The sequence below is a fragment of the Micromonospora sp. NBC_00421 genome, assembly GCF_036017915.1.
Taxonomy (GTDB): Bacteria; Actinomycetota; Actinomycetes; order Mycobacteriales; family Micromonosporaceae; genus Micromonospora.
The window spans coordinates 4956967-4972761 of record NZ_CP107929.1; the positions used below are offsets into that span (position 1 = coordinate 4956967).

The following is a 15795-nucleotide window of genomic DNA, read 5'->3' on the forward strand; positions in this document are numbered from 1 at the left end:
GTACCGGCACGGCCCCTGGTTCTGCGCCGACGCCGCAGGCCGGCGTCCGACCGGTCGTCGGGTGGTGCGGGTGCCCGGCCCCGGTCGGCGAGGGTCGGGGCTCAGCAGGTGGAGGCGTCACCGCTCGCGCAGCAGCCGGGCGATCCGCCCGAAGCCCGCCCGCACCTGCGCCTCGGTCGGCACGGGCGGCGGTTCCGGCCGGTCCGCCCCGGCGTCCGCTGCCTCCTCCTGCGCGTCGAGGACGTCGTCGAAGTCGCCGTAGAGGTCGGCCGCCTCGATCCGGGCCGCCTCGTCGTCGGCGGCGAGCTGTGCGGCGGCGACCTCGCCCCGGATCTCCTCCGCCGACAGCGCCGGCAGCAGCGGCTCGACCACCGCCATCAACTGTTCGTCGGCCACCACCGCCTCGGCCAGCGCCAGCGCGTGCGGACGCTCGTAGGGGCCGCAGACCACCGGCTCCCACTCCGCCGGGTCGCCGAGAGGGCCGACCGTGATGATCCACGGCAGGCCGAGCAGCGGCGAGTCGTCCGGCAGGTCCAGCGTCACGAGTGCGCCCACCGGCTCATCATGGTCGGTCCGGCCGGCACCCAGGGTGGCATTTGCACCATTCATCTTTTTCCGCGGCTGTCGGTCTCCCGCTACCTGATGTCGTGGTCAGCCGCCCAGGGCGGCGCGGACCACGGCCAGCGCACGGTCGGGCGGCACACCGAGCCGGGCCGCCTCCTCGGCGTACCGGGTCGCCGCCCGCTGCAACCGGTCCGCCGCGTCGTCCCGCCCCGGGGCGACGAAGCTGCCGTGCCGGCCCCGGGTCTGCACCAGCCCGGCCGACTCCAGCTCCCGGTAGGCGCGGGCCACCGTGTTCACCGCCAGCCCCAACTCGGCGGCGAACTGCCGGACCGGGGCGAGCCGGGTGCCCACCGCCAGCCGGCCGTCCCCGATCATCGCGGCGAGCTGGCCGCGCACCTGCTCGTACGGGGGCACCGGTGAGTCCGGGTCGAGCTCTATCGGCATCAGCCCGCTCCTCCCGGCGTACCCGGATCGGTCTCGGTGTCGACGTCGGCCTCGACGTTGACCTGCCGCATCACCGCCCCCTCGGAGAGGTCGACGACCCGGCCGTGCCGGCTGGTCGCGGCGAGCGCCGCACCGAAGAGCACCAGCTGGTTGAGCAGGTAGAGGTAGAGCAGCACGGCCACCGCGCCGGTCACCACCGCGTATGCCGGGTTCCGCTCGGTCCGCACGATGTAGAACCGCCCCACCGTGTTGAGCAGGGTGATCCCGACCGCGACCAGCAGCACCACCGGTCGCAGCCGACGCCGGCTCATCCGCAGCCGGGGCACCACCACCAGCAGCGCCGTGGCCAGCACCGCGTTGACCAGCACGCTGAGCACGGCGCTGACGGTGGTCAACCCCACCGAGCCGGTGGCCCGCAGCAGGAACCGCAGCACCGACTCCAGCGCGTCCACGGCCGCCACCGAGACGCCGAGCATGACGAAGACCAGCAGCAGCACGCCCAGGTCCACCAGCGGGCGGACCACCAGGTTGCCCGGCTGCTGGTTGAAGCCGTACATCAGCCGCTGCGACGACCGGATCGCCTCCACCCAGCCGATCCCGGTGAAGACCAGGATGACCAGGCCCACCACGCCGACGGCGTTGCTGCTCTCGGCGATCTGCCGGGGGTCGAGGAAGGGCAGGTTGTCCCGCAGGAACTCCGCCGCCGCGGCGGAGACGTCGTCGTTGTCCTCCAGGATCGCCCCGAAGACCGAGTACGCGACCAGGGCGAGGGCGAAGACCGCGAAGAAGCCGTAGTAGGCGATGGCGGCGGCCAACCGAGCGCCGAGCACCTCGCCGTAGAGGTCCACCGCCCGCCAGACGTGGTCGAGCCGGGGCCACCGGTGCCGGGCCACGGTGAACCGGCGCTCGATGCCGGCCGTCCACCGGCCCCACGCGTTCACCACGTCATCCTCGCCGATCTGTCGTCACCGGTGCCGGCCAACCGGTCACCGGTGGGAGGTTCAGCCGCCGAGCCGGAAGTCGCGGCGTGGCTGCCACCGGGTCTGACCGCTGTGCGAGAAGAGGGTGAACGCCTCCACCTCGAACATCGCCGAGAAGTCGGCAAGGTCCTCGTACGCCCGGTCCAGCGCCTCGGGGGCGACGTCCTGGGCCACAGTGACGTGCGGGTGGTACGGGAAGCGCAGCTCCCGGTGCAGGTGGGGCGCGGCGTTGATGGCGGCGGCGAGCAGCTCGCACTCGCTGATCCCGGCCGCCACCGCGACGAAGACCACCTGGGTCACCGGCCGGAACGTGCCCGTGCCCCGCAGGTGCAGGGTGAACGGCAGGTGCGCGGCGGCGACCTGGGCCAGGTGCGCCTCGACCGCGCCCAGCGCGGCCACCGGGATCTCGGTCGGGCCGAGCAGGGTCACGTGCGCCGGGACGACCTGCGGGTCGCCTGTCTGCACCCGGCGTCGGGTGAGCAGCTCACCCCAGGGCGGCGGGATGTCCACCGCGATCCCGATCTGGATGGTGTCGCCGGTCACCGGAACCCCGTCCCTGCGATCCACGCTCCGCGCCACCCCTCCGGCCATCGTCCCGACCCGTACCGCCGTACCGCCCACCGTTACTCGAAGTGGACCGGCGCGAGGAATCCGACCCGCTCGTAGGCTGTCCGCAGCGTCGGCACGGTGACCGCGCGCGCCTTCTCCGCACCTGCGGCGAGCAGCTTGTCCAGCTGGGCGGGGTCGTCGAGGTAGGTCCGGGTGCGTTCCTGGATCGGGGTGACGAACTCGCGGACCACCTCGCCGAGGTCCTTCTTGAGATCGCCGTAACCCCGGCCCGCGTACGCGGCCACCAGGTCGTCGATGCTCCGGCCGGAGAGCGCGGAGTGGATGGTGAGCAGGTTGGACACCCCGGGCTTGGTCTCGGCGTCGAAGACGATCTCCCGGCCGGTGTCGGTGACCGCCGAGCGGATCTTCTTGGCCGAGCGGGCCGGATCCTCCAACAGGTCGATGATGCCGGCCGGCGAGGACGACGACTTGGACATCTTGGCCGTCGGCTCCTGAAGATCGGTGATCTTCGCGGTGTCCTTGACGATGTGCGGGGCGGGCACCGTGAAGGTCGGCCCGAACAGCGAGTTGAACCGCTGGGCCAGATCCCGGGAGAGCTCCAGGTGCTGCCGCTGGTCCTCGCCGACCGGCACCGCGTCGGCCTGGTAGAGCAGGATGTCGGCGGCCTGGAGGATGGGGTAGGTGAACAGGCCGACGCTGGACCGGTCGCTGCCCTGCTTCTGCGACTTGTCCTTGAACTGGGTCATCCGGCTCGCCTCGCCGAAGCCGGTGATGCAGCCCAGCACCCAGGCCAGCTGCGCGTGCTCGGGCACCTGCGACTGGACGAAGAGGGCGCTGCGCTCCGGGTCGATGCCGACCGCGAAGAGCTGCGCGGCGGCCACCCGGGAACGCTGCCGCAGCACCGCCGGGTCGTGCCCGGCGGTGATCGCGTGCAGGTCGACCACGCAGTAGAACGCCTCGTGGCTGTCCTGCAACGCCACCCAGTGCCGCACCGCGCCCAGGTAGTTTCCGAGATGGAACGAGTCGGCCGTCGGCTGGATGCCGGAGAAGACGCGGGGGCGGGCGGGAGCGTCGGACATGCCGGCAATTCTGTCAGCAACCCCCGGCGTACGTCATGACGGGCCGGCGGGTCGACTCGCCGCCGCTCCCGTCGGGGCGGTGACCTCGCGTCCCGACGCTCCCGTCGGGGCGGTGACCTCGCGGCGCGGCTCCGGTAGGCGGGCGACGGAGACCGCGACCCGGGACACCCGACGCCCGTCGAGGGCGAGCACCCGCAGCAACCACCCTTCGGCCGACCCCGTCGGCAGCGGGGCGGCCGACGACGTGACCGGGACCTCGTCCCCGGCCACCGGGAGCCGACCGAGCGCCGCCATCACGAACCCGCCGACCGTCTCGTACGGGCCGGCGGGCAGTGGCACCCCGGTCCGCTCGGCGAAGTCGGCCAGGTTGAGCCGACCGTCCACCACGGCCGGCAGGCCGGCGGAGGCCGGTTCGGGTGGGCCGGTGTGCTCGTCGTAGATCTCCCCGACCAGCTCCTCGATCAGGTCCTCGCAGGTGACGATGCCTGCGGTGCCGCCGTACTCGTCGACCACCACGGCGAGGTGGTGGCCCTCCCGGCGCATCTCGGTCAGCGCGGCGAGCACCCGCTTGCTGCCGGGCAGCCGCTTCACCTCCCGGCTCAGCCGCCCCACCGTGGTGTCCGGATCCAGGTCGGGGCGGAGCAGCACGTCGCGCAGGTGGACGAAGCCGACCACGTCGTCCTGGGTGCCGTCGACCACCGGGTAGCGGGTGTGCGGCTCCACCCGGACCAGCCGTCCGGCCTCGGCGAGGGTCAGGCCGGCGGCGAGGAAGACCACCTCGGTACGGGGCATCATCACCTCGCGGACCAGACTGGCCCCGGCGACCAGCACCTCGTCGATGATCCGCCGTTCGTCCGGATCGAGGACGGTGTTGGCGGCGACCAGGTCGCGCAGCTCGTGCTCGCTGATCCGTTCCCGACCGGCGGCGGGGCTCGCGCCGAGCAGGCCGGTGACCAGCCGGGTGGCCCCGTCGGCGGCCCGTACGACCAGCCGGGCGACGCCACGGGCCACCGGTCCGGGTACGCGTCGGGTCCGCCCCGGCGCGCGTCTCCGGAGCCCGGGACCGCCCGCTTCCCGCATGGAAGTGATGGTAGGGCCGCCGGTCACCAGGCGTGGGTGATGTGCGGATCTGTTCAATCATGAAGGTTCATGGTGGAATAGGGGCGACCCGCGACGCACAGCGCGACGACAGCGCCCGGCCGTAGGGTGATCACGAACGGCCGCACCGCGCGCGGCCAGGCAGGAGGACCGACGTGAAACTGCTCGTCACCGGCGGTGCCGGGTTCATCGGCAGCGTGGTGACCCGGATGCTGCTCGACGCCGGCCACCGGGTGACCGTCCTGGACGACCTGCGCACCGGTCACCGGGCGGCGCTGGCCCCCGACGCCACCCACGTCGACCTGCCGGTGCACGAGGCCGCCCAGGTGCTCACCCCGGACGCCGGCTACGACGCGGTGCTGCACTTCGCCGCGCTGATCGCCGCCGGTGAGTCGATGGTCCGCCCCGAGCTGTACTGGCACGCCAACACGGTCAGCTCGATCGCGCTGATCGACGCCGTCCGGGCCGCCCGGGTCCCGCGCCTGGTCTTCTCCTCCACCGCCGCCGTCTACGGCGACCCGGTCGAGCTGCCCATCCCGGAGACCGCCGCCAAGGCACCCACCAACACGTACGGCGCCACCAAGCTCGCCGTCGACCTGGCCCTCACCTCCGAGGCGACCGCGCACGACCTGGCCGCCGTCTCGCTGCGCTACTTCAACGTCGCCGGGGCGTACCTGCGCGACGGCCTCGCCATCGGCGAACGGCACGACCCGGAGACCCACCTCATCCCCATCGCCCTGGACGTCGCCGCCGGCCGGCGGGAGAAGCTCCGGCTCTTCGGTGACGACTACCCCACCGTCGACGGCACCTGCGTCCGCGACTACATCCACGTCGAGGACCTGGCCCGCGCCCACCTGCTGGCGCTCACCGCCGCCGTGCCCGGCCGGCACCGCATCTACAACCTCGGCAACGGCAGCGGCTTCACCAACCGCCAGGTCGTCGACGTGGTCCGTGAGGTCACCGGTCACCCGCTGCCGGTCGAGATCGCGCCCCGCCGCGAGGGCGACCCGGCCGAACTCGTCGCCTCCTCCGCCCTGGCCCGCGAGGAACTCGGCTGGGTGCCCGAGAAGCCGACCCTGACCGACATGGTGGGCGACGCCTGGGCCTTCTACCGCGCACACGTCCTGGAGCAGTCGTGACGTCGGCAGCGCCGGGAGGACCCGCCGCCGCACCCGACGTCACCGACCGCGCCACCGCCGCCTTCTCCTCCGGGTACGACGCACAGCCGACCGGCCGCTGGGCGGCGCCCGGACGGGTCAACCTGATCGGCGAGCACACCGACTACAACGACGGTTTCGTGCTCCCCTTCGCCCTTCCGCTGCGTACCGTGGTCGCCGCCGGTCCCCAGCCCGGCGAACGCTGGACGGTCCGGTCGGAGATCGCCGACCGACCGGTCGACTTCGGTGCCACCGAGGCCGACACCCCCGGCCGGGTCACCGACTGGGGCGGGTACGTCGCCGGCGTGGTCTGGGCCCTGCGCGAAGCCGGGTACGCCGTCCCCGGCGCCCGACTGGCGATCGCCTCGGACGTCCCGCTCGGCTCCGGGCTCTCCTCGTCGGCGGCCCTGGAGGCGGCGGTCCTCGCCGCCCTGGCCGACCTGGGCGGGCTGGACCTGCCCACCGAGCGCCGGCCCCGGCTGGCCCAGCGCGCCGAGAACGGCTACGTCGGCGCGCCCACCGGCATCATGGACCAGTCCGCGGTGATCCGCTGCCGCGCCGGCCACGCTCTCTTCCTCGACTGCCGTGACGAGTCCGTCGAACACGTCCCGTTCGACCTGGACGCCGCCGGCCTGGCCATCCTGGTGATCGACAGCCGCGCCCCGCACCGGCACGCCGACGGCGAGTACGCCTCCCGCCGCGCCGCCTGCGAACGGGCCGCCGACCTGCTCGGCGTGCCCGCACTGCGCGACGTGCCGATCGCCGACCTCGACGCCGCCCTGGGTCGGCTGCCCGACGACGAGACCCGACGCCGGGTCCGCCACGTGGTAACCGAGAACCAGCGGGTGCTCGACACCGTCGAGTTGCTGCGCGCCGGCCGGGTAGCCGAGATCGGGCCGCTGCTCACCGCCTCGCACGCCTCGATGCGGGACGACTTCGAGATCACCGTCCCCGAGGTCGACACCGCCGTCGAGGCGGCGCTCTCGGCCGGCGCGCTCGGTGCCCGGATGACCGGCGGTGGCTTCGGCGGCTGCGTCCTCGCCCTGGTCGAGGCGGACCGCTCGGACGCGGTGGCGGCCGCCGTCCGGGCCGCCTACGCCGACCGCGGCTTCACCGCCCCCACCACCCTGACCGCCCTCCCCGCCCCCGGCACCACCCGCCTCCCCTGACCCACCCGCCCCACCCCACCCCTGGTCCCGCCCCACCCCGGTCCCGGTCCCGGTCCCGGTCCCGCCCCGGTGATCAAGAGGTTTACGTCAACCCGCCAGCGAAATCTGACCCGAACCTCTTGATCACCAAGCCACAGCCGGGCCTGGGGCGCGGTAGGGGCCGCTGGGGCGCGGTGATCAAGAGGTTTGCGGCATCTGCCGGGCGGAATTTGACGCAAAGCTCTTGATCACCGCGAGCCGACGGGGCGGGGCTGGGGCGGCGGGGAGGCGGGGAGGGGAGGGGGAGGGGGAGGGGGTTAGGCGGTGTCGACGATCATGCCGGCGGCTACTGTGCGGTTGGTGGCCTCGTCGATGACGATGAAGCCGCCGGTGGTGCGGTTACGGCGGTACTCGTCGGCGAGGAGCGGGATGGTGGTGCGCAGCCGGACCCGGCCGATCTCGTTGAGGCGCAGCTCGCTGGCGGTCTCGTCGCGGTGCAGGGTGTTGACGTCGAGGCGGTAGTACAGGCCACGCACGATCGCCCGCGCCGTCCGGGTGGTGTGCTTGATGGTGTATTTGCCGCCGACCTGGAGGGGGCGGGTCTCGTCCATCCAGCAGACCATCGCCTCGATGTCCTGGGAGACGGTGGGGGCGTTGTTGGGTCGGCAGATCATGTCGCCGCGGGAGATGTCGATCTCGTCGGCGAGGCGGACGGTGACCGACATCGGGGGGAACGCCTCGTCGACCGGCCCGTCGGCGGTCTCGACCGCGCTGATCCGGCTGGTGAAGCCGGACGGCAGCACCATCACCTCGTCGCCGGGCTTGAGCACCCCGGAGGCGACCTGACCGGCGTAGCCCCGGTAGTCGGTCACTGTGGTCGACTGCGGCCGGATCACGTACTGCACCGGGAACCGCACGTCGACCAGGTTCCGGTCCGAGGCGATGTGCACGTGCTCCAGGTGGTGCAGCAGCGACGGCCCCTCGTACCAGGGCATGTTCTCCGACCGGGTGGCGATGTTGTCCCCGCGGAGCGCCGAGATCGGCACCACCGTCAGGTCCGGCGCGTCGAGTTTCGCCGCGAAGGCGGTGAACTCGTCGGCGATCCGCTCGAACACCTCCTGGGAGAAGTCCACCAGGTCCATCTTGTTGACGCACAGCACCAGGTGCGGCACCCGCAGCAGCGAACACAGGAACGCGTGCCGCCGCGACTGCTCCACCAGCCCCTTGCGCGCGTCCACCAGGATCAACGCCAGATCCGCCGTCGACGCCCCGGTGACCATGTTCCTGGTGTACTGGGTGTGCCCGGGGGTGTCGGCGATGATGAACTTCCGCCGGGGGGTGGCGAAGTACCGGTACGCCACGTCGATGGTGATGCCCTGCTCCCGCTCGGCCCGCAGACCGTCGGTGAGCAACGCCAGGTTGGTGTACTCGTCACCCCGCGCCGCGCTGACCGCCTCCACCGCGGCCAACTGGTCGGTGAACAACGACTTCGTGTCGTAGAGCAACCGGCCGATCAACGTCGACTTGCCGTCGTCGACACTCCCGGCCGTGGCGAACCGAAGCAGGTCCATCGGCCGGGCCTCGACCTCGGGCGACACCGTCTCGGTGCTCATCAGAAGTACCCCTCCCGCTTACGGTCCTCCATGGCGGCCTCGCTGACCCGGTCGTCACCCCGGGTCGCGCCCCGCTCGGTGATCCGCGTCGCGGCCACCTCCTCGATCACCCGCTCCACCGTGTCCGCGTCCGACCGCACCGCCGCCGTACAGGAGGCGTCTCCCACCGTGCGGTACCGCACCCGGGCGGTGAACGGCTCCTCACCCGCGCGGGGCGAGAAGAACTCGTTCACCGCGTAGAACATGCCGTCACGCTCCACCACCTCGCGGTCGTGCGCGTAGTAGATCGACGGCAACGGCACCCGCTCCCGCGCGATGTAGTGCCAAATGTCCAACTCGGTCCAGTTCGACAACGGGAACACCCGGATCGACTCACCCGGATGACGCCGCCCGTTGTACAACGACCACAACTCCGGCCGCTGGTTCTTCGGATCCCACTGCCCGAACTCGTCCCGGAACGAGAACACCCGCTCCTTCGCCCGCGCCTTCTCCTCGTCCCGCCGCGCCCCACCGAACAACGCGTCGAACCGGTGCTTCTCCACCGCGTCCAACAACACAGGCGTCTGGATCCGGTTGCGCATCCCGTCGGCCGACTCGCGGACCGTCCCGGCCGCCAGGGCGTCGGGCACGCTCGCCACGATCAGGTGCAGGCCCAGCTCGGTGACCCGTTGGTCGCGGTAGGCGAGCACCTCGGGGAAGTTGTGCCCGGTGTCCACGTGCATCACCGGGAACGGCACGTTGGCCGGCGCGAACGCCTTCTGCGCCAACCGCAACATCACGATCGAGTCCTTGCCACCGGAGAAGAGCAGGACCGGCCGCTCCATCTCGGCGACCACCTCACGCATCACGAAGATGCTCTCCGCCTCCAACTCGTCGAGGTGGGAGACCTGGTAGAAGCGGCCGGGGGCGGTCATGCCACGGGCTCGATCGGCGCGGATCCGTTCATGGATTCCAGACCTTTCCGGTCGGACAAATCAAAAACAGCGCTCAGGTTACCCGGAATGCCTCTGCAGCGCTGCAAGCAACCGGCTGGCGAGATCCTTGCGGCAGACCAGCAGGTCCGGCAGGCGCGGATCCGCCTCGTTGTATCTCAGCGCAGAACCGTCGATTCGGGAAGCGTGCAGCCCGGTGGCCGTCGCCACAGCGATCGGGGCCGCCGAGTCCCACTCGTACTGGCCGCCCGCGTGGATGTACGCGTCCACGTCACCGGTCACCACCGCCGCGATCTTCGCCCCGGCCGAACCCATCGGCACCAGTTGGGCCCCCACGTCCTCGGCCAGGTCGGTGAGGAAGGCCGGCGGCCGGCTCCGACTCGCCGCCAACCGCAGCGTACGGTCGCCCGAGGTGGCCGCCTCCACAGTCATCGGCGGGTACGCCGGCGGATAGTCCGTACCCAGCACCCGGTGCTGCGCCGGCAGACCCACCGCGCCCGCCACCAACCCGTGCGGCGACGGCGCGTTGCGGGCCCAGAGCGCCACGTGCACCGCCCAGTCGGAGCGCCCCTCCTCGGAGAACTCCCGGGTGCCGTCCAGCGGGTCGATGATCCACACCCGGTCGGCGGTCCGTCGGGAGACCCCGCCGGCGGTGTCCACCGACCGCGACCCCTCGTCCTCCTCGGAGAGGACGGCGTCACCCGGCCGCCACTTCGCCAACTCGCTGCGGATCAGGTCGTGCGAGACCTTGTCCCCGGCCGACTTCAACGCCCCGGCGTCGGCGAACCCCAGCTCGGCGCGAAGCTCCACCAGGGCCTGCCCGGCCCGGTCCGCCAGCCATCGGGCGAACGCGCCGTCGATCATCGGAGGACTGCCCACGAACTCGCTCCCGTCGCCTCACCACGGCCCACGCGCGGAGTCGGGCCACGTCAGAAGGCGCAGACTACCGGCACCCCGGCCCGCTCCGAGTACGCCCCCGTGCCTCAGGCCCCGTGATACGCGTTCTGGGTCGGCTCGACACCCTTGGTGACCACCGACTCCACCATGTCGGCGGCCCGGTCCACCAGGAACTCCAGCTCCTTGCGCTCCGCCGTGCCGAAGTCGGACAGCACGTAGTCCGCCGGATCCTGCCGCCCCGGCGGCCGACCGATGCCGAACCGCACCCGGACGTACTCCTTCGTCCCCAACGACTTGGACATCGACCGCAGACCGTTGTGCCCGCCCTCGCCACCGCCCAGCTTCACCCGAAGCTGCCCGTACGGGATGTCCAACTCGTCGTGGACCGCGATCACCCGGTCGGCCGGGATCTTGTGGAACTGCGCCAGCGCGGCCACCGGCCCGCCTGACAGGTTCATGTACGTCTGCGGCTTGAGCAGCACCAACTTCGGCCCACCGAAGCCGATCCGCCCCTCGGCGACGTCCGCCACCACCCGCTTGTACCGGCCGAACCGCCCGCCCAGCCGTACGGCGAGCAACTCGGCGACCATGAAACCGACGTTGTGCCGGTTCCCGGCGTACTCCCGACCCGGGTTGCCCAGCCCGACCACCAGCCACGGTCCCGTCTCGTCCGTCACTTCCTCGCATCTCCCCTCACCGTCGGTGCCCCGATACGCCGACAGGCGCCCCCGCGACGGGAGCGCCTGCCGTGAAACGATGCGACCGATCAGGCCTCGGTCTTCGCCTCGGTGTTCTCGGCACCCTCGGCGGTCGGAGCCTCGCCACCCTCGGCGGCCTCCGCACCCTCGGCCTCCGTCTCCGGGGTCTCGATCTCCGGCAGGGTCGCCTCGAGCTGCTCGGCGGTCGGAGCGGCGGTCACCGAGGCGACCGTCTGGTCCGCGTCGGCGGCCAGCTCGACACCCGAGGGCAGCTCGACGTCGGCGGCGGTGACCTGGCTACCGGCCTCCAGGCCCTCGATCGAGGCCTCCAGGTGGTCCGGCACCTTGGTGGCGTCGGCGGTCACCGAGAGGGTGTCGTGGTCGTGCACGATCAGGGTGTCCCGCGCGGCCTCACCGGTCAGCTGGACCGGGACCTCGACGGTGACCTTCTCGCCCCGGCGGACCAGCAGCAGGTCCACGTGCTCGAAGCTGTCCCGGATCGGGTCACGCTGGATCGCCTTCGGCAGCGCCAGCACCTGGGTGCCGTCACTGACCTCGATCGCGAAGAGCTGGTTGGCGCCGCCCTTGCGGATGGCGGCGGCGAACTCCCGCGCCGGCAGCGCGATGTGCTTGGGCTTCTCGCCGTGGCCGTACAGCACAGCGGGCACCTTGCCGGCTCGGCGGGTACGACGGGCACCACCCTTGCCGAACTCCGTACGGGGCTCGGCGCTGATCTTTACCTCGGACACGGGAAAACTCCTGATGCTAACGCTACGGCGGCTTGTCGTCTGGCGGTGCTGGGGCGAGGGGCTCGCTTGGGGCTCATGCGTCATGAACGACTGCCCGGAGCACCGCGTCGATGACGGTGCCTCCGTGCGGCGCTCTGTCAGCGACCCGCCGGGCACCCTCGCCGTGGCAACCGCACCAGTCTACCCGAGGTCTTTCCGCGCCTTGCGGCAGTCCCCCGGTCCGCGGGTCAGCTGAGTCCGCCGAAGAGGGTGGTCACCGAACCGTCGTCGAAGACCTCCCGGATCGCCCGCGCCAGCAGCGGCGCGATCGACAGCACGGTGAGCTTGTCCAGCTGCTTCTCCGGCGGCAGCGGCAGCGTGTTGGTCACCACCACCTCGGTGATCGGGCTGTTCTTCAGCCGCTCGGTCGCCGGGTCCGACAGCAGGGCGTGGGTGGAGGCCACCACGATCTCCGCCGCACCGGACTCCTTGAGGATGTCCGCCGCCTTGCTGATCGTCCCACCCGTGTCGATCATGTCGTCGACGATCAGGCAGACCCGACCCTCGACCTCACCGACCACCCGGTTCGCCACCACCTGGTTCGGCTTCAACGGATCCCGGGTCTTGTGGATGAACGCCAACGGGCAACCACCGAGCCGGTCGGTCCACCGCTCGGCCACCCGCACCCGGCCCGAGTCCGGCGCCACCACCGTCATCGGGCGGCCGGCGAACTTGCGCTCCACGTACTCGGCGAGGATGTCCATCGCGAACAGGTGGTCCACCGGGCCGTCGAAGAAGCCCTGGATCTGCGCGGTGTGCAGGTCGACTGTGAGAATCCGGTTCGCCCCGGCCGTCTTGAGCAGGTCGGCCACCAGCCGGGCCGAGATCGGCTCCCGGCCGCGGTGCTTCTTGTCCTGCCGGGAGTACGGGTAGAACGGCAGCACCACGGTGATCCGCTTCGCCGAGCCCCGCTTCAACGCGTCGATCATGATCAGGGTCTCCATGACCCAGGTGTTGACCCCGTGCGTGACGGACTGCACCACGAAGGCGTCCGAACCACGTACCGAGTCCCGGAACCGTACGAAGATCTCACCGTTGGCGAACTCGTACGCGTCGGAAGGGGTCGGCGCCACGCCGAGCACCTCACCGATCTGGTTGGCCAACTCCGGAAAGCCACGTCCGGAGAAGAGCATCAGGCTCTTGCGGTTTTCGGCCACGATGCTGCCCATGGGCTCGTCTGCTCCCGTTGGTCGGTGGTGCCCGGCGGCGGTGGGCCGGGGCTAGTCGGTTGCAGTATGCCCGGACCCCGGCGACCCTCACACCGTCTCGGCGCCCCCGTGCATTGCCTCACCTTCGCTTGCCGGCGACGAAGCGTCCGACGCGCCCTCGGCAGCCGCCCGGGCCTGCTCGGCGGCCCGCGCGGAGACCGTGCCCGGCCGGTTACGCAGCACCCAGCCCTCGATGTTGCGCTGCGGTGCGCGGGTCACCCCCAACGCCCCCGGCGGCACGTCCTGGCTGAGCGCGCTGCCCGCCGCCACGTACGCCCCCGCGCCCACCTCGACCGGCGCGATCAGGTTGGTGTCGCAGCCGACGAACGCACCGTCACCGACCACCGTGCGGTGCTTGTTCACCCCGTCGTAGTTCACGAAGATCGTCGCCGCGCCGATGTTCGCCTTCGCCCCGATCGTCGCGTCCCCCACGTACGACAGGTGCGGCACCTTCGCGCCCGGCCCGACGTCGGAGTTCTTCACCTCGACGAAGGTGCCCACCTTCGCCTTCCCGGCCAGCCGCGCCGCCGGCCGCAGGTAGGCGTACGGGCCCACGCTCGCCCCCGGGCCCACCTCGGCGCCCACCGCGTGGCTGCGCAGCACGGTCGCCGTCGGACCCACCACCGTGTCGATCAGCGTCACGTCCGGCCCGACCACCGCCCCGGCACCCACCGTCGTGGCCCCCCGCAGCTGGGTGTTCTGGTCGAGCACCGCGTCCCGCTCGACGGTGACGGTGACGTCGATCCAGGTGGTCGCCGGGTCCAGGATCGTCACCCCGGACCGCATCCACGCCTCGTTCACCCGGTCCCGCAGCAACTGGCGCAGCCCGGCCAGCTCCACCCGGTCGTTGCAGCCCAGCGTCTCGACGTGGTCGGCGGCCACGTGCACGCCGACCGGCTCACCGGCCGAGAAGAGCAGCCCGAAGACGTCGGTGAGGTACTCCTCGCCCTGGTCGTTGTCGGTGGAGAGCTTGCCCAGCGCGGCCCGCAGCCGGGCCAGGTCGAAGGCGTAGATGCCGGCGTTGATCTCCCGCAGCGCCCGCTGGGCCGGGGTCGCGTCGCGCTCCTCGACGATCTGCTCCAGCCGGCCGGCGACGTCCCGGACGATCCGCCCCAGGCCGGTCGGGTCGGGCACCTCGGCGGCGAGCACGGTGGCCGCCGCCCCCTCACCCTCGTGCGCCGCGACCAGTGCCTCCACCGTCCCGGCCCGCAGCAGCGGCACGTCCCCGTTGATCACCACGACGGTGCCGGTGGCCTCCGGTACGGCGTCCAGCGCGATCCGCACGGCGTGCCCGGTGCCGAGCTGCTCGGCCTGCAGGACCGCGGTGGCGTCCGGGGCGACCTCGGTCAACTGGGCGCGCACCTGCTCGGCCCCGTGCCCTACCACCACCACGGTGCGGTCCGCGCGCAGCGGCCCGGCCGCGGCCAGCACGTGACCGAGCAGCGTACGGCCGAGCAGCGGGTGCAGCACCTTGGGCAGCGCCGACTTCATCCGCTTACCCTCCCCGGCGGCGAGCACGACGACGGTACGGCGGTGGGGCTGGGACACGGGTGGGCTCCCGTCAGGGAAGGCGACAGTCTCGCCGCCATGCTAACCAGACTTCAAGGGCGGATCAGCAGAAGCTCCCGGGAGAGGATTCGAACCCCTACAATCAGGACCAAAACCTGACGTCCTGCCATTAGACGACCCGGGACGGTCTAAAACGGGCAAAACCCAACTGGCTTCGCCGGTCCCCTACACCTTAGCGCCCCGCGTCGTCCTCGCCATCGCTCATTCCCCTCATGATCCCTTCGATCCGCCAGTACAGCTGACGCGACCTGGGTACTTCGACGATCAGACAACCTCGATAGTCCTCACCGGTGTTGCGCCGAACCGTAGTCGGCCGATGACGCTTGAGCGACGTGGGGCGGAATGCCTCGATCGGGACCGCCACCCGCTCGGCCCACCACCGGACTGCCGCCTCGGAGTCGGCGGTCTCGTGGATGCTCACCCGAAAGCGCAGGGTCTCCCGTGGTGCACCCATCACCTCGACGAAGCGGATGAAGACGTCGACCAGCCCGGGATCGCTGTTGATGAACCTGACCCGACACTCGTGGGGCCGCCAGGGCTTGGCCTTCTCCCCCTCCGCCCAGTAGAGCGCCGCGCCGACCAGGATCAGCTCACGGTGCTGCATCGACCCGACCCAGGCCGAGGCGTCCGACACGACCGCTGTCCGCGCTGCGTCCCGTGCCTGTCGATGGGCCACCCACCGGGCGTCCGTCATCACCTTCGAGTGCGCCCGTCGACGTTCCCGGGCGGCCTCCTCGTCGGGATCGAGGGGCAGGTGGCGCACCCAGAGGTAGGCGGTCGACTTCGCCACCTCCACCCGGGCCGCGATGTCGTCGACCGAACAACCCTCGCCGCGCAGCGCCACCGCCGCCGCACGCAGCCCGTCCTTCGCGGTCGGCCGCCGGGTCCACGCCGGCGGCGGTACGCCGCGCAGCAGCGCGTACACCCGGTTGCGGCCGAGACCGGTGCGGGCCTGGATCTGCCGGACGGAGAGCCCCTCCTCGGCGCGCAGCCGGCGCACCTCGGCAGCCGTCGGATCGGTCATGAGCGGCAGATTAGAACAGGCGTATG

The 15795-nt window shown here is 71.8% G+C and carries 16 protein-coding genes and 1 tRNA gene; 2 read left to right on the forward strand and 15 right to left on the reverse strand.

Annotated elements, in window-relative coordinates:
* Positions 1–117: 117 nt before the first annotated feature.
* The 6 genes from OHQ87_RS20805 to OHQ87_RS20830 form a co-directional block, all read right to left on the reverse strand.
* Positions 118–555, reverse strand: a complete 438-nt coding sequence (locus OHQ87_RS20805; RefSeq protein WP_328340281.1) for a hypothetical protein — start codon at positions 553–555, stop codon at positions 118–120.
* Positions 556–651: 96 nt separating this feature from the next.
* On the reverse strand, positions 652–1008 hold the full coding sequence (locus OHQ87_RS20810; RefSeq protein ID WP_328340284.1) for a GntR family transcriptional regulator: 357 nt from the start codon (positions 1006–1008) through the stop codon (positions 652–654).
* Positions 1008–1949: a YhjD/YihY/BrkB family envelope integrity protein gene (locus OHQ87_RS20815; RefSeq protein WP_442930579.1), complete on the reverse strand. Its 942-nt coding sequence runs from the start codon at positions 1947–1949 to the stop codon at positions 1008–1010. Before OHQ87_RS20815 ends, OHQ87_RS20810 begins: the two co-directional genes overlap by 1 nt.
* A gap of 60 nt (positions 1950–2009) precedes the next feature.
* The gene (locus tag OHQ87_RS20820) at positions 2010–2579 is read right to left on the reverse strand and encodes a 2'-5' RNA ligase family protein (RefSeq protein ID WP_328340286.1); all 570 of its coding nucleotides are present in this window, start codon (positions 2577–2579) and stop codon (positions 2010–2012) included.
* A 32-nt stretch (positions 2580–2611) separates the two neighbouring features.
* Positions 2612–3637 (reverse strand): tryptophan--tRNA ligase, encoded by a 1026-nt coding sequence (gene trpS, locus OHQ87_RS20825; protein WP_328340288.1) that lies wholly within the window; start codon positions 3635–3637, stop codon positions 2612–2614.
* 33 nt (positions 3638–3670) lie between these two features.
* Positions 3671–4717, reverse strand: a complete 1047-nt coding sequence (locus tag OHQ87_RS20830; protein WP_328340290.1) for a hemolysin family protein — start codon at positions 4715–4717, stop codon at positions 3671–3673.
* Positions 4718–4944: 227 nt separating this feature from the next.
* Between OHQ87_RS20830 and galE the strand changes: the two genes are divergently transcribed.
* Together galE and galK are read left to right on the forward strand one after the other, a co-directional pair.
* The gene (gene galE / locus OHQ87_RS20835; RefSeq protein WP_328348934.1) at positions 4945–5874 is read left to right on the forward strand and encodes a UDP-glucose 4-epimerase GalE; all 930 of its coding nucleotides are present in this window, start codon (positions 4945–4947) and stop codon (positions 5872–5874) included.
* On the forward strand, positions 5871–7061 hold the full coding sequence (gene galK / locus OHQ87_RS20840) for a galactokinase (RefSeq protein WP_328340292.1): 1191 nt from the start codon (positions 5871–5873) through the stop codon (positions 7059–7061). The genes galE and galK overlap by 4 nt, the downstream gene beginning before the upstream one ends.
* Positions 7062–7357: 296 nt before the next feature.
* On the opposite strand, the gene cysN is transcribed toward galK, so the two are convergent.
* The 9 genes from cysN to OHQ87_RS20885 form a co-directional block, all read right to left on the reverse strand.
* Positions 7358–8653 (reverse strand): sulfate adenylyltransferase subunit CysN, encoded by a 1296-nt coding sequence (gene cysN, locus OHQ87_RS20845; protein ID WP_328340294.1) that lies wholly within the window; start codon positions 8651–8653, stop codon positions 7358–7360.
* Positions 8653–9567, reverse strand: a complete 915-nt coding sequence (gene cysD / locus OHQ87_RS20850; protein WP_328340296.1) for a sulfate adenylyltransferase subunit CysD — start codon at positions 9565–9567, stop codon at positions 8653–8655. The genes cysN and cysD overlap by 1 nt, the downstream gene beginning before the upstream one ends.
* A gap of 78 nt (positions 9568–9645) precedes the next feature.
* On the reverse strand, positions 9646–10449 hold the full coding sequence (locus tag OHQ87_RS20855; RefSeq protein WP_328348935.1) for a 3'(2'),5'-bisphosphate nucleotidase CysQ: 804 nt from the start codon (positions 10447–10449) through the stop codon (positions 9646–9648).
* A gap of 119 nt (positions 10450–10568) precedes the next feature.
* Complete coding sequence (gene pth / locus OHQ87_RS20860; RefSeq protein WP_328340298.1) at positions 10569–11159, reverse strand: aminoacyl-tRNA hydrolase; 591 nt, start codon at positions 11157–11159, stop codon at positions 10569–10571.
* An 89-nt stretch (positions 11160–11248) separates the two neighbouring features.
* Positions 11249–11929 carry a 50S ribosomal protein L25/general stress protein Ctc gene (locus OHQ87_RS20865; protein WP_328340299.1) on the reverse strand — a complete coding sequence of 227 codons (681 nt, stop codon included), beginning with the start codon at positions 11927–11929 and terminating at the stop codon, positions 11249–11251.
* Between the two features lie 227 nt (positions 11930–12156).
* Complete coding sequence (locus tag OHQ87_RS20870) at positions 12157–13137, reverse strand: ribose-phosphate diphosphokinase (RefSeq protein WP_328340301.1); 981 nt, start codon at positions 13135–13137, stop codon at positions 12157–12159.
* 87 nt (positions 13138–13224) lie between these two features.
* Positions 13225–14724 (reverse strand): bifunctional UDP-N-acetylglucosamine diphosphorylase/glucosamine-1-phosphate N-acetyltransferase GlmU, encoded by a 1500-nt coding sequence (glmU, locus tag OHQ87_RS20875; RefSeq protein ID WP_328340303.1) that lies wholly within the window; start codon positions 14722–14724, stop codon positions 13225–13227.
* Between the two features lie 74 nt (positions 14725–14798).
* Positions 14799–14869: transfer RNA gene (locus OHQ87_RS20880), tRNA-Gln, on the reverse strand.
* A gap of 48 nt (positions 14870–14917) precedes the next feature.
* Positions 14918–15769 carry a helix-turn-helix domain-containing protein gene (locus OHQ87_RS20885; RefSeq protein ID WP_328340304.1) on the reverse strand — a complete coding sequence of 284 codons (852 nt, stop codon included), beginning with the start codon at positions 15767–15769 and terminating at the stop codon, positions 14918–14920.
* Positions 15770–15795 lie beyond the last annotated feature (26 nt).

What these genes read in the sequence shown, in the direction of transcription:
- OHQ87_RS20830 (WP_328340290.1), bottom strand. Translation starts at nt 4,717, where the DNA reads ATGCGGGAAGCGGGCGGTCCCGGGCTCCGGAGACGCGCGCCGGGGCGG.
- trpS (WP_328340288.1), bottom strand. Translation starts at nt 3,637, where the DNA reads ATGTCCGACGCTCCCGCCCGCCCCCGCGTCTTCTCCGGCATCCAGCCG.
- galE (WP_328348934.1), top strand. Translation starts at nt 4,945, where the DNA reads ATGCTGCTCGACGCCGGCCACCGGGTGACCGTCCTGGACGACCTGCGC.
- OHQ87_RS20810 (WP_328340284.1), bottom strand. Translation starts at nt 1,008, where the DNA reads ATGCCGATAGAGCTCGACCCGGACTCACCGGTGCCCCCGTACGAGCAG.
- cysN (WP_328340294.1), bottom strand. Translation starts at nt 8,653, where the DNA reads ATGAGCACCGAGACGGTGTCGCCCGAGGTCGAGGCCCGGCCGATGGAC.
- OHQ87_RS20855 (WP_328348935.1), bottom strand. Translation starts at nt 10,449, where the DNA reads ATGATCGACGGCGCGTTCGCCCGATGGCTGGCGGACCGGGCCGGGCAG.
- OHQ87_RS20870 (WP_328340301.1), bottom strand. Translation starts at nt 13,137, where the DNA reads ATGGGCAGCATCGTGGCCGAAAACCGCAAGAGCCTGATGCTCTTCTCC.
- OHQ87_RS20820 (WP_328340286.1), bottom strand. Translation starts at nt 2,579, where the DNA reads ATGGCCGGAGGGGTGGCGCGGAGCGTGGATCGCAGGGACGGGGTTCCG.
- cysD (WP_328340296.1), bottom strand. Translation starts at nt 9,567, where the DNA reads ATGACCGCCCCCGGCCGCTTCTACCAGGTCTCCCACCTCGACGAGTTG.
- OHQ87_RS20885 (WP_328340304.1), bottom strand. Translation starts at nt 15,769, where the DNA reads ATGACCGATCCGACGGCTGCCGAGGTGCGCCGGCTGCGCGCCGAGGAG.